Origin of the sequence: Comamonas sp. F1-6, from assembly GCF_039581415.1 — a bacterium.
GTDB lineage: Bacteria > Pseudomonadota > Gammaproteobacteria > Burkholderiales > Burkholderiaceae_C > Comamonas > Comamonas thiooxydans.
This window is the reverse complement of record NZ_JBCPWN010000001.1, coordinates 87,815-100,381: the sequence shown is the minus strand read 5'-3', so window position 1 is coordinate 100,381 and position 12,567 is coordinate 87,815. Positions and strand designations below refer to the sequence as shown.

The following is a 12,567-nucleotide window of genomic DNA, read 5'->3' as shown; positions in this document are numbered from 1 at the left end:
CTAACCGCTATCAAAAAACCTTAGCAAAGAGCTGCCATGAGCAACACCCAGACATCCTCCGCAGGCCTTGGCCGTATCTGGCCCTGGCTGCTGTGGGCGCTTGTCATCATCGGCGTGGATCAGATCACCAAGCAGATGATTCTGAGCCACTACCAGTATGGGGACTGGACTCCCATCACCAGCTTCTTCAACATCGTGCGCGCACACAACACGGGCGCAGCCTTCTCCTTCCTCGCGGGCGGCAGCGGCTGGCAACGCTGGCTGTTCGTGGCCATCGGCGCGATTGCCACCGTGCTCATCGTCTGGCAGCTGCGCAAACACCCCGGCGAGAAGATGTTCTGCCTGTCGCTGTCCAGCATCCTGGGCGGAGCCATTGGCAATGTGGTGGACCGCCTGCAGCACGGCTATGTGGTGGACTTTCTGGACTTCTACTGGGGCAGCAGCCATTTCCCGGCCTTCAACGTGGCCGATATGGGCATCACGCTAGGCGCCATACTGCTGATCCTGGATGAGTTCTTGCGCGCAAAACGCGCCAAGAACCAGAGCGTGTAAGCGCCAGCCGCTTTCCATCGGCAAGGCCCAAGGCCCGCTGTCTCTCCAGCAGACAGCGGGCCTTGCTCATTCCGCCCCGCTCCGGCCGGATTCGGCCGGCTCATAGGCGGGCTCGGCAGCACCTTCAGGCATATCGCGCTGAATATGGCTGCCCGCAGACAAGGTGATGCAGCCCCGGACCACGGACTGACCCAGCGTGATGTGCGTCAGCAGTTCTTGCTCGGCCATCTGCTGCGCCTGCCGCTGATCGATCCATGCAATCTGCGCCGGCCCGAGCAGCGTGGAGATGGACAGCAATACCGCCACCACCCATTGCCAGATGCGCAGCGGCGGCCTGGGCTTGCCGCGCCGCAAATGCCACAGCCCACAGCCGCCATGGCTGCCAGCAACATCAAAAGAAAGCTCACTGCAGCAGCACCGGGCACGGCAGGAATCATGAACCCACCTTTTTAATAGCGTCGAACGCAATGCAGATATACGGGAAACTCGGTCACCTCTGAAATCTCATCCGTAGAAACGATGTTTCGAATAATTCGTTTTTGTTCTATTGTGTTCCTTATTCCGCACTTATTTGTGCGTGAAGAGTGAGGCATCCGGGCAGACCGACCTCACTCAGGGGTATATTAGGTCGCTCCTTCGCGGGCAGAACATGAAGCATTTATTGAATCTTTTAGCAGCCATTGCCCTGTTGATCTGGGGCTCTCAGATGGTTCGCACCGGCGTTCTGCAGGTCTTCGGCGCAAACCTGCGCAATATTCTCGCCCGCAGCATGAGCAACCGTTTCTCGGCAGCGCTTTCCGGCATGGGCGTCACGGCCCTGGTGCAATCAAGTACGGCCACCTCGCTGATGACCTCGTCCTTTGTAGGCCAGGGTCTGATCACCCTGCCCTCGGCCCTGGCCGTGATGCGCGGTGCCGATGTCGGAACGGCTCTGATGGCCGTGCTGTTCTCCACCGACCTTTCCTGGCTGTCGCCGCTGTTCATCTTTGTCGGCGTGGTGCTCTATATCTCGCGCAAGGACTCCAAGCCCGGTCGTATCGGCCGCGTGCTCATCGGCCTGGGCCTGATGCTGCTGGCCCTGCGCCTGGTGGTGGAAGCCACCGAGCCCCTGCTGCAGGCCCCTGCCGTGCGCACCCTGCTGGCCTCGGTCAGCAGCGATCTGTTCATGGAATTGCTGCTGGGCGCGGTACTGGCCGTGCTGGCCTACTCCAGCCTGGCCGTGGTGCTGCTGATTGCGGCCATGGCCAGCTCCGGCGCCATTCCGCTGGATGTGGCTCTGGGCCTGACCCTGGGCGCCAATCTGGGCAGCGGTCTGGTCGCGGCGCTCACCACCGCCAAATCGGCGGTGGAGGAGCGCCAGGTCACCATAGGCAATCTGCTGTTCAAGATCATGGGCGTGGCCATCGTCGCGCCCTTTATCGGGCTGTGGTCGCAGTACGCCCAGCCCTATCTGCCCAGCGCCGGCCAGAACGTGGTGATGTTCCATCTGGCGTTCAATGTCTTCAACAGCCTGTGCTTCATCGGCCTGACCCAGCTCGTGGCCCACTGGGTGACCGCCTTGCTGCCCAAGCCCGAGGAAGAAAGTGCAGCCAAGCTGCTGCGCCCACGCCACCTGGACCCCTCGGCCCTGTCCACCCCTTCGCTGGCCATAACCTGTGCCGTGCGCGAGTCACTGCATCAGGCCGACGTGATTGAGTCCATGCTGATCGGCCTGCAAAAAGTGGCTGAAACCGACGATGCCAAGCTCTCCGAGGAAGTGCGCCACCTGGAAGGCACGGTGGACGATCTGTACTCTGCCATCAAGTACTACATGACCAAGATCTCGCGCGCCGAACTCGACGAACGCGAAGGTCAGCGCTGGACGGAAATCATCAGCTTCACCATCAATATGGAGCAGATCGGCGACATCATCGAGCGCGTGCTGCTGGACCTGGAAGACAAGAAGATCAAGAAGGGCCGCCAGTTCTCGGCCGCCGGAAAACAGGAAATTCACGAGCTGACCCAGCATCTGCTGGACAATCTGCGCCTGGCCATGAGCGTCTTCCTCAACGGCAATGTGCGCGAGGCGCAAAAGCTGCTCGAGGAAAAAGCGCGCTTTCGCGATCTGGAGCTGGCCTACTCGGCCACCCACCTGGAGCGCCTGTCCCAGCACACGGTATCGAGCATAGAGACCAGCTCCCTGCATATCGACATGATCAGCGACCTCAAGCGCATCAACTCGCTGCTGTGCTCGGTGGCCTACCCGATTCTCGAGCAGGCCGGAGCCCTGGCACCCAGCCGGCTCAAGTCCACCGCACTGGAGAACCAGCGCTAGCTGCTCTGCCGCCCTACCAGCCCATGTAGGCGGCAAGCACCAGGGAAGCCTCGGGGGTGAAACGCCCCTGCAGCATCCAGCCCTGGACCTCGGTCCGCTCCAGCCGCTCGAAACGCTGTACCTCACCATCCTGATTCACAGGCTGCAGCGCATCGGGCACCAGGGCCGAAAACCAGTCTATGCGCTCGACCATATAACCCTGTCCCTCTGCTTCGTCGCTGGGTCTGGCGAACATCACATTTCCGCCGTGCCGAAGCTCGCCGAGTTCTGCCACATGCAGACCGGCCTCCTCCCAGGCTTCACGCGCCAGCGCCTCGGCCAGACCATCTGCCGCCGAGACCATGCCGCCCATCAAGGTATCCCACATGCCGGGGTTGTTGGCCTTGTCCTCCGAGCGCTGCTGCACCCAGATCGAGCCATCCACGCAAACGCCCACCAGATGCACGGCTCTGGTGGCAATGCCCAGCGGCCGCACAGCACCGCGCTCGACGGTGGCCAATTGCCGGCCCTCGGCATTGCAGACCGCCAGTTGTTCGTTGCGCCAGGCACCGGCAAGACCGGCGCTGCGCATGGCCTGTGCCAGCCGGTTCAGATTGTCCGTCGCCCCGCCCCGGCCTTCCAGCCGCCATTGCCCGGCCAGCAGCCTCAGCGCTATTCCATGCGCTGCCAGCAGGTCGGGCCCCAGCTTGCGCGCAAAGTCTTCCTCGATACTGCCGACCTGTTGATCATCGATGCACAGCGGCTGGCGCGGGCGCAGAGGCTGCCTGCTGGCCATGGCCTGCTGTGACTGCAGCCATTGCTGCTGGAGCGACGTGGTTTGCTGCTTCATGAAAAATCTCCCTGGCCTGCATTGTGCTCAGCTTCGCAAAACGGGAAGGCTTGCATCACTATTGATGGTCGCCAGTTTGCCGGCAACAGCCGCTGCCACACCGCGCTGAAGATCCGGAGGCCAGTTGCCGCACGTTACAGTGACAACCCATGAATTCCCCCCTGAAACCCACCACGGTCGCCATGCTCAGTCTGGCTCCGGCACTGTGGGCCGGCAATGCCATCGTGGGCCGCCTCGCTCACGATCTGATCTCGCCCTTTGCACTCAACTTCCTGCGCTGGTGCATCGCCTTTGTGCTGCTGCTGCCGCTGGCATGGCGGGTGCTGCGCAAAGACAGTCCGATCTGGCCGCTGTGGCGGCAGTACATGCTGCTGGGGCTGCTGGGCATAGGCTGCTACAACGCATTGCTGTACTTGGCACTCAAGACCTCGACCCCGCTGAATGTGACGCTGGTGAGTTCCAGCATGCCGGTATGGATGCTGGCCATAGGTCGGCTGTGCTGGGGTATTCGTGTCAGCCGCCGGCAGATGGGCGGGGCTTTGCTGTCGGTGCTGGGCGTGGCGGTGGTAATGTCGCGCGGCGATTGGCAGACGCTGCTTGCTCTGCGCTTTGTGCCCGGCGACCTGTTCATGGTGCTGGCGACGATTGCCTGGGCCTTCTACACCTGGCTGCTGTCGCGCAGCACCGGCCCCCAGGAAGTGAAGTCGCACTGGGCCAGCTTTCTGCTCGCACAGATCGTTTTCGGCCTGCTCTGGTCCGGCCTTTTCACGGGCGGCGAAGCCTTGCTGGGCGAGTTCCGCCTGGTGCCGGGCTGGCCGCTGCTGGGCAGCCTGCTGTTCATCGCCGTGGGCCCGGCCATTCTGGCCTACCGCTTCTGGGGCATGGGCGTGCAGCGCTCCACGCCCGCCATTGCGGGCTTTTTCGGCAATCTGATTCCGCTGTTCACGGCCCTGCTGTCGATTCCCGTGCTCGGCGAAACCCCGCACCTCTACCACGCGCTTGCGTTTGCGCTGATCGTGACCGGCATCGTCGTGTCATCCCGCAAATAAACGGCTGCCCACCCAGACAAAAGCCCCGCAATGCGGGGCTTTTGTCGTTTCAGCACTCGATCACGGATCAGTAAGTGCCGGGATACAGACCGCCGTCGGGCAGGATGTTCTGGCCCGTCATATAGCCGGCCTGGCGGCTGCACAGGAAGGCACAGATGGCGCCGAACTCTTCGGCCGTGCCAAAGCGCTTGGCGGGGATCTGGGCAGCCTGGGCCTGGCGCACGGCATCCAGGTCCTGACCGGTCTTGTTGGCCGCCGCCTGATGGGTTGCCACCAGACGGTCGGTGTCGAACTTGCCGGGCAGTATGCTGTTGATGGTCACGCCCTTGGCGGCAATGCCCGAACGCGCCAGACCAGCCACAAAGCCCGTCAGACCGCTGCGCGCGCCGTTGGACAGGCCCAGGATGTCGATGGGCGCCTTCACCGCGCTCGAAGTGATGTTGACGATGCGACCGAAGCCGCGCTCGGCCATGCCATCCACCGTAGCCTTGATCAGCTCGATAGGGGTCAGCATATTGGCGTCTACCGCCTTGATCCAGGCCTCACGATCCCAGGTACGGAAGTCGCCAGGAGGCGGGCCACCGGCGTTGGTCACGACGATGTCGTAGTCCTTGCCCGGGCCGCCGGCGGCTTCGAACACTGCCGCGCGGCCTTCTGGCGTGGTGATGTCTGCAGCGACACCGATGACCTTGATCTGAGGAGCAATGGCTTGCAGCTTCTGCACGGCCAGCTGCAATGCCTCGGCGTTTCTGGCGTTGATGACCAGATTCACTCCCTCTTCGGCCAGAGCCTTGGCGCAGCCAAAACCCAGCCCCTTGCTGGCGCCGCAGACCAGAGCCCAGCGCCCGGCGATACCAAAGTCCATGTCAGTGTCCTTTCACACAGTTTCCAAGCCGGACAAACTGCCCGACGCTATCAAAATCAATAACTGCTAGAGCTTTATCAGAAAGCGCTGGCATCCAATGTCATGCTCAATGACTGCGACCATGAAACAGCTTGTGGTGCAGCCTGCGCAGCGACCACCAGACGCCCAGTGCCACAACCGGAATGGCCACGGCCGCCGTCGACTCGGGCGACCAGGGCCAGCCCAGCTTCTGCCCGCCCTTGGCCAGATAGCTGATCAGGCCGGTGATGTAGTAGGTGATGGCCGCGACCGACAGGCCTTCCACCGTGGACTGCAACTTGAGTTGGGTGCCCTGGCGGTCGTTCATCGTGCCCAGCAGCTGCTGGCTGCTTTGCTGCTGCTCGATCTCGACACGCGTGCGCAACAGACTGCTGACACGGGAGACTCGCTCGGACAGCGCATTCTGGCGGCGTGTCGCCCATTCGCAGGTGGCACGCGCAGGTGTAAGTCGCCGGTCCATGAATTCACGGATGGTCTGAATGCCATCCACCCGCGTCTCCTGAATTTCCTGAATACGCCTGTCCACCAGCTCGAAATAGGCGGAACTGGCCGAGAAGCGCGAATGCGTGGCCGCATATTCGCTCTCCACCTGCCCGGCCAAGCGGGTCAGTCGGTCCAGCAGCGCCGGTTCGGTGTCGCGGTCTGCCGCACGGATGGCATTGGCCAGCTCGGCCAGTTCACGCTCGGCCGTGGCCAGCACGGCTGCTGCCTTGCGTGCGGCTGGCAAACCCAGCAACGCCGCCATGCGATAGGTTTCAATCTCCAGCACACGCTGCACCAGACGGCCCAGGCGGCGCGGAGACAGATCGGCGCCCGCAAGCAGCAACATTCGCGAGAAACCATCGGGGTGAATCGCAAAGTCGGTAAAGATGGCCCCCGCACCGCCGGAGACGCGCGAGCCGACCAGAGTATCGGCCTGCAACATATGACGCATCAGATACTGCGGGTCCACATCCTGCTCGTTGAGCGCCCACAGGTGCAGGCTGCTCAGGCACTGCCCTGGCAGGGTTGCCAGCCAGTCGCGCGGCACGGCGTCGATGGCTGTCTCGGGCTCGCGCACATCGGCCACGCCGGCTTGCGCCATGGGCGTGGTGAAGGTCCAGGCCACGAACTCGGTGTGCTGTTCCCAACGCAGGCGAAACGCGCCCAGGTCGATCAGCACATGGGTGGTTGCCGCATCGGGCAGAGGACGATGGTGGTTGCGCAGCAGGGCCGCCACATGCTCGCGGCTGGCTTCACGCTGTGCCGCATCGGTGAGCATCACGATATGCGTGATGGCCAGAGGGGCCTGCATGATTTCCGCAGGACGGGCATGAATTTCGTTGTGCAGCAAGACCCGCTGAGGGTGCTGCGCGGGCAATAAAGACAAGGCCATGCAATCTTTCGAATAACTGCAGCTATTTTGCCGCCCTAATCCATAGTCCCCGAAACAAAGGTCCTCATATAAAAAAAGCGGCCCCAGAAGGGCCGCTTTAACGATGATCAGCGATCAGGTTGACGATCAGTCTTCCACGAAAGCTTCTTCACGCTTGTTCTTCACTGCAGGCATCAGCACGATCACCAGCAGCACCACGGCGGCAGCCAGCAGGCAGGCGGAGATGGGACGCGTCACGAACACGGACCAGTCACCACGCGACAGCAGCAGGGCTCGACGCAGGTTTTCTTCCATCATCGGGCCCAGGATGAAGCCCAGCAGCAGAGGAGCAGGTTCGGTACCCAGCTTGTGGAACACATAGCCGATGAAGCCGAAGATACCGACCATCCACACGTCCCAGACGTTGTTGTTGGTACCGTACACGCCGATCGCGCAGAACAGCACGATGGACGGGAACAGCCAGCGATAAGGCACGGTCAGCAGCTTGATCCAGACGCCGATCAGCGGCAGGTTCAAGATGATCAGCATCAGGTTGCCAATCCACATGGAGGCGATCAGACCCCAGAACAGTTCGGGGTTGCTGGTCATCACCTGAGGACCGGGCTGGATGTTGTGGATAGTCATGGCACCCACCATCAGCGCCATCACGGCGTTGGGAGGAATACCCAGGGTCAGCAGAGGAATGAACGATGTCTGAGAGCCGGCGTTGTTGGCGGATTCAGGAGCGCACACACCACGGATATTGCCTTGACCGAAAGGAACTTCGCCGGGCTTCAGCTTGGTCTTCTTTTCGATGGTGTAGGCAGCGAAGGCCGACAGCATGGCACCGCCACCGGGCAAGATACCCAGGGCCGAACCCAGAGCCGTACCGCGCAGCATGGCTGGCAGCATGCGCTTGAAGTCTTCGCTTGTGGGCAGCAGACCCGTCACCTTGGCAGCGAACACTTCGCGCTCGTCGTCTGGCTTGGACAGGTTGGCAATGATTTCACCGTAGCCGAACACACCCATGGCGATCACGACGAAGTCGATGCCGTCGGTCAGTTCAGGAATGTCGAAGCTGTAACGAGCCACACCGGAGTTCACGTCGGTTCCGACCATACCCAGCAGCAGACCCAGCACGATCATGGCGATCGCCTTGAGCAGCGAACCGGAAGCCAGCACCACGGCACCGATCAGACCCAGGGTCATCAGCGAGAAGTATTCAGCGGGGCCGAACTTGAAAGCCACTTCGGTCAGGGGTGGAGCGAAGGCAGCCAGGATGACGGTGCCCACGCAGCCTGCGAAGAAGGAGCCGATACCAGCCGCTGCCAGCGCAGGGCCTGCTCGACCTTTTCGCGCCATCTGGTAGCCGTCGATCACGGTCACCACCGACGAGGATTCACCTGGCAGGTTCACCAAAATGGCAGTGGTGGAGCCACCGTACTGGGCGCCGTAGTAGATACCGGCCAGCATGATCAGCGCCGCCACGGGAGGCAGAGCGTAAGTGGCGGGCAGCAGCATGGCGATGGTCGCCACGGGGCCAATGCCGGGCAGCACGCCGATCAGCGTACCGAGCAAACAGCCCACAAAGCAGTAGATCAGGTTCTGGAACGTGAAAGCCACGCCAAAACCCGTCGACAAGTTCTGAATCAGATCCATGGACGATGCTCCTGATTAGCCTGCAATGAAGCTAGGCCACACGGGGAACTGCAGATTCAGCGCCCACACGAAAGCGAAATAGCTACCCACTGCCAGCACGGTGGCCAGGATTGCTGTTTCCTTGAAGTTGAAACTATGACCGCCCAGGCTGGCGATGAAGACCAGCGCATAGATAGCGATGATCAGACCGAACTGAGGAATACCCACAGCAGGCACGCCCACCAACAAGATGCCGAAGGCAAAGTTGGCTGCCAGGATGAAGAACACCTGCCTCCAGGCCCACTTACCGATCTTGTCACCACCTTCGGGGCCCTTGGTCAGGCCGCCGACGCAGATGGCTGCACCCAGGATGGCCATGAGCACACCCAGGATCAGAGGGAAGTAACCTGGACCCATACGGGCGCCGGTGCCAATGGTGTAGTTGGACGCGCCGATCGCAAATGCGAGACCGACGGCCAAGAACATCAGACCGGAGAAAAAGTCTTTTTGGCTCTTGATTTTCACAAAACGTCTCCTTACGGAAATCACGACTTGGCGATTCTCGTTTCATAGAAATGCCAAATTGATGTGGATTCCACCTACAGAGGGCATACCCTAATGCCGACGCTTTGTACACATTTACCGCATTCAACCCAGGCCAATGCCGGCCTGCACTTGCTACACCAGCCAAGAAGCAAGCACTAGCACCCGGACTTTCAGATTTCGCTCATCAGCGGCGTGCAGGCCAGCACCTCGGGCAAGGTGGTCACGCCCTCAGCAACGTGCAAAGCCCCGGCCAGGCGCAGAGGGCGCATGCCGTCCTGCACGGCCTGACGGCGCAGAACGTCCATGGACGGGGCATCGTGAATCTGCTTCTTGAGGGCCTCGGTCACCATCAGCAACTCGTACAGACCCATGCGGCCGCGGTAGCCTGTCATGCGGCAGTCCTCACAACCCACGGGCTTGTAGGGCTGGTAACTGCCGGTCAGTTTCCAGGGCTTGACCGATTCGGCCAGATCCTCGGGCTTTGCGTCTTCATCGCGCACCTTGCAGCTGGAGCACAGCGTACGCACCAGACGCTGGGCCAGCACGCCCAGCAAGGTGGCGTTGATCAGATAGGAGGGCACGCCCAGCTCCATCAGGCGGCTGACGGCGCTGGGCGCATCATTGGTATGCAGCGTGGAGAAGACCAGGTGGCCGGTCAGTGCAGCCTGCACCGCCATCTCGGCAGTGGCCAGATCGCGAATCTCGCCCACCATGATGATGTCCGGGTCCTGACGCATCAGCGCACGCAGGCCTTCGGTGAAGCCGAAGTCGAGCTGGGGTTGAACCTGGGTCTGATTGAAGCTGGGCTCGATCATTTCGATGGGGTCTTCCACCGTGCTGACATTGACCTCCTCGGTCGCCACACGCTTGAGCGTGGAGTACAGCGTGGTGGTCTTGCCCGATCCCGTGGGGCCGGTGACCAGGATGATGCCGTGCGGGCGCTTGACCAGATCTTCCCAGCGCTGCGCGTCATGGGCACTGAAGCCCAGCGCATCCAGGTTCTTGACCGTGTTCTCCGGGTCGAAGATGCGCATCACCATCTTCTCGCCAAAAGCCGTGGGCAAGGTGGACAAGCGCATTTCCACTTCCTCGCCGCGCGGGTTGCGCGTCTTGATACGGCCATCCAGCGGCCGGCGCTTTTCCACCACATCCATGCGCCCCAGCAACTTGACGCGCGCCACCATGGCATTCAGCACGCCCATGGGCATCTGGTAGACCGGATGCAGCACGCCGTCGATGCGAAAGCGGATCACGCCCTGCTCGCGCCTGGGCTCCAGATGAATGTCGCTGGCCCGCTGGTCGAAGGCATACTGCCACAGCCAGTCCACCACGCGCACCACGCCCTGGTCGTTGGCATCGAGCTGCTTGTTGCTTTTGCCCAGCTCCACCAGCTGTTCAAAACTGGCGCCGCCGGTCGCTCCACCGGCTTTCTCTGCCGCACGCACGGACTTGGCCAGGGCGAAGAACTCTGCCGTATAGCGCTTGATATCCTGCGGATTGGCCACCACGCAGCGCACGCTGCGGCGTGCCTGCCGCTCCACCTCGCTCACCCAGTCGCTGATGAAGGGCTCGGCCGTGGCAATCACCACCTCCTTGGCGGTCACCTGCACGGGCAGTACCTTGTGGCGCTCGGCATAGCTGGCGCTCATGACCTCACCCACGCGGCCCACATCCACACGCAGCGGATCGATGCGCAGATAGGCCAGACCGCTGCGCTGTGCCAGATACTGGGTCAGGGTCTCCAGATCCAGCGGCTGACGCGTCTGGGCGCCGACAACACCTACATTGGCAAGCCGCACCAGCGGCAGTTGCGCGCTCTCTGCGGCCGAGCAGCGCGCAATCGTGCGCTCGGCCTCCTGCGCCGTGATCACAGCGTCTTCCTGCAACCATTGCACCAGCTTGCGCCAGTCCAGCGGTCCCTGGTATTGAGCAGGCTTGATGGACTGTGGCAGAAGGGATTCAGTCAATGACATGGGCGGCAGTGGCAACAAAACTGCCTTGACTGTACCGCCATCGGCCCGCGCTTCTGACTAGGACGATGCAAAGCAGGCGAACGATGGCACTCATCTCTGATGCAGCTCAGGCATATTCGTCCAGCAGTCCGCCCAGGCCGCCCTGGCCCGGATTGCCACGACTTCTGCTCTGCATCTGCTCATCCTGCTTTTGCTGGACTGCCTCGGTCCCGCGCTGGGCAGCCTGCTGGGCTTGCTGTGCCTGCTGGTTCTGCAATGCCTCTATCTGGGCCTGCAACATCTGGATCTTGGTCTGCAGCAGTTGCGCCTGCTGCTCCTTGGTTTTGGCATCAGCGTCGCTGTTGGCAACTTCCTTGAGTTCGTTGGTGGCATCCTTGATCTGCCTTTGCAGCTGCTGGATACGCGATGCAATGCCGCCCCCCGAAGTGGCTGAACCGGCAGAACTGGAGGAAATGGCACTGATCGTCATGTCCACATCATCGGCAGAAAACCGCCACCATCAAGGCCGACACAAGCACTTTACTCAGGCTTTGCAATTACACGGTAGCGCCCCGGCCGATGCGGCTGACTTTGGCTTTGGCCGTCTTGCTGCCTGCCTCTGCATCGCGTGCAGGCACAAACACCTTGGCCCAGCGGGTGGTGTTCAGGTCCCAACGGGCCTGCACCTGATCGCAGGCCAGATCCAGCTCGGCGCCCTGCAGCACACGCGGTGTGCGCTGTGCCAGCACCACGGTATTGCCTTCGCGTGTGGGGCGGAAGGCCCAGAGCGCGTCCTCGCCAAAAGCCTGGGCCATCTGATCCAGGCTTTTGTCAAAGCTGGAGGAGCGCCCAAAGAGGTTGACGGTCATGATGCCGTCCTCGGTCAGCAGATTGCGGCAATCGGCATAGAACTCGGCGCTGTCGAGCACGGGAGCCGCAGCCTCATGGTCGTACAGATCGACTGCCAGTGCATCGACCGTGCCCTGCCATTCGGGCTTTTTGATTTCCTGGGCTGCATCGGCCAGCACCACCTGCAGCGTGCTGCTGTCAGGCGGCAGCTTGAACCAGCTGCGGCACACGGCCAGGACCTGAGGGTTCAGCTCGACCGCCGTGGTCTTCATGCGCAGCTTCTTGTGGCAGAACTTGGTGATGGCGGCCGCTCCCAGACCCAATTGCATGGCGTGCATCCGGGGCACTTCAGCAGGCTCGGCAAACAGCAGCCAGCCCATCATGCGCTGCACATACTCCAGATCGATATCAAAAGGATCGCGAATACGCATGGAGCCCTGGACCCAGGGCGTGCCCAGATGCAGATAGCGGATATCGCCGTCGTCGGAGACGCTGACTTCTGGCAGCTCCTGCACGCTGGCCACATTCTTGTCTTGCGCGGATTTGGCACCGCCACGGGTTTTACGGATCACGTTTCACA

General features: G+C 61.8%; 12 protein-coding genes. 3 read left to right on the top strand and 9 right to left on the bottom strand.

What is annotated here, in order from left to right; translation table 11 throughout:
• Window positions 1-36: 36 nt before the first annotated feature.
• Window positions 37-552 (top strand): signal peptidase II, encoded by a 516-nt coding sequence (lspA, locus tag AAIL66_RS00480; RefSeq protein WP_034356478.1) that lies wholly within the window; start codon window positions 37-39, stop codon window positions 550-552.
• A gap of 66 nt (window positions 553-618) precedes the next feature.
• On the opposite strand, the gene AAIL66_RS00475 is transcribed toward lspA, so the two are convergent.
• Window positions 619-906, bottom strand: coding sequence for a hypothetical protein (locus AAIL66_RS00475; RefSeq protein ID WP_343495766.1), 288 nt, complete (start codon window positions 904-906; stop codon window positions 619-621).
• Window positions 907-1,201: 295 nt separating this feature from the next.
• On the opposite strand from AAIL66_RS00475, the gene AAIL66_RS00470 reads away from it, so the two are divergent.
• Window positions 1,202-2,866, top strand: a complete 1,665-nt coding sequence (locus tag AAIL66_RS00470) for a Na/Pi cotransporter family protein (RefSeq protein WP_034356476.1) — start codon at window positions 1,202-1,204, stop codon at window positions 2,864-2,866.
• A gap of 13 nt (window positions 2,867-2,879) precedes the next feature.
• Here AAIL66_RS00470 and AAIL66_RS00465 read toward each other — a convergent pair whose 3' ends face one another.
• Window positions 2,880-3,695: a DUF4743 domain-containing protein gene (locus AAIL66_RS00465; protein WP_343495765.1), complete on the bottom strand. Its 816-nt coding sequence runs from the start codon at window positions 3,693-3,695 to the stop codon at window positions 2,880-2,882.
• Between the two features lie 149 nt (window positions 3,696-3,844).
• On the opposite strand from AAIL66_RS00465, the gene AAIL66_RS00460 reads away from it, so the two are divergent.
• Window positions 3,845-4,744 carry a DMT family transporter gene (locus AAIL66_RS00460; RefSeq protein WP_045838399.1) on the top strand — a complete coding sequence of 300 codons (900 nt, stop codon included), beginning with the start codon at window positions 3,845-3,847 and terminating at the stop codon, window positions 4,742-4,744.
• Window positions 4,745-4,811: 67 nt separating this feature from the next.
• Here the strand turns inward: AAIL66_RS00460 and AAIL66_RS00455 are convergent, their stop codons facing one another.
• The 7 genes from AAIL66_RS00455 to AAIL66_RS00425 form a co-directional block, all read right to left on the bottom strand.
• Entirely contained in the window at window positions 4,812-5,609 is a 798-nt protein-coding gene (locus AAIL66_RS00455; protein ID WP_034378582.1) for an SDR family oxidoreductase, read from the bottom strand.
• A 106-nt stretch (window positions 5,610-5,715) separates the two neighbouring features.
• Window positions 5,716-7,023 (bottom strand): DUF3422 domain-containing protein, encoded by a 1,308-nt coding sequence (locus tag AAIL66_RS00450; RefSeq protein ID WP_034356463.1) that lies wholly within the window; start codon window positions 7,021-7,023, stop codon window positions 5,716-5,718.
• Between the two features lie 126 nt (window positions 7,024-7,149).
• Window positions 7,150-8,661, bottom strand: a complete 1,512-nt coding sequence (locus AAIL66_RS00445; RefSeq protein WP_003066124.1) for a tripartite tricarboxylate transporter permease — start codon at window positions 8,659-8,661, stop codon at window positions 7,150-7,152.
• Between the two features lie 15 nt (window positions 8,662-8,676).
• The gene (locus tag AAIL66_RS00440; protein ID WP_003066123.1) at window positions 8,677-9,165 is read right to left on the bottom strand and encodes a tripartite tricarboxylate transporter TctB family protein; all 489 of its coding nucleotides are present in this window, start codon (window positions 9,163-9,165) and stop codon (window positions 8,677-8,679) included.
• 191 nt (window positions 9,166-9,356) lie between these two features.
• A complete protein-coding gene (locus AAIL66_RS00435; RefSeq protein WP_343495764.1) occupies window positions 9,357-11,159 on the bottom strand; it encodes an ATPase, T2SS/T4P/T4SS family in 1,803 nt (600 codons plus the stop codon).
• A gap of 106 nt (window positions 11,160-11,265) precedes the next feature.
• Window positions 11,266-11,628, bottom strand: a complete 363-nt coding sequence (locus tag AAIL66_RS00430; RefSeq protein ID WP_343495763.1) for a FlxA-like family protein — start codon at window positions 11,626-11,628, stop codon at window positions 11,266-11,268.
• Between the two features lie 67 nt (window positions 11,629-11,695).
• Entirely contained in the window at window positions 11,696-12,559 is an 864-nt protein-coding gene (locus AAIL66_RS00425; protein WP_012837166.1) for a hypothetical protein, read from the bottom strand.
• Between the last annotated feature and the right edge of the window lie 8 nt (window positions 12,560-12,567).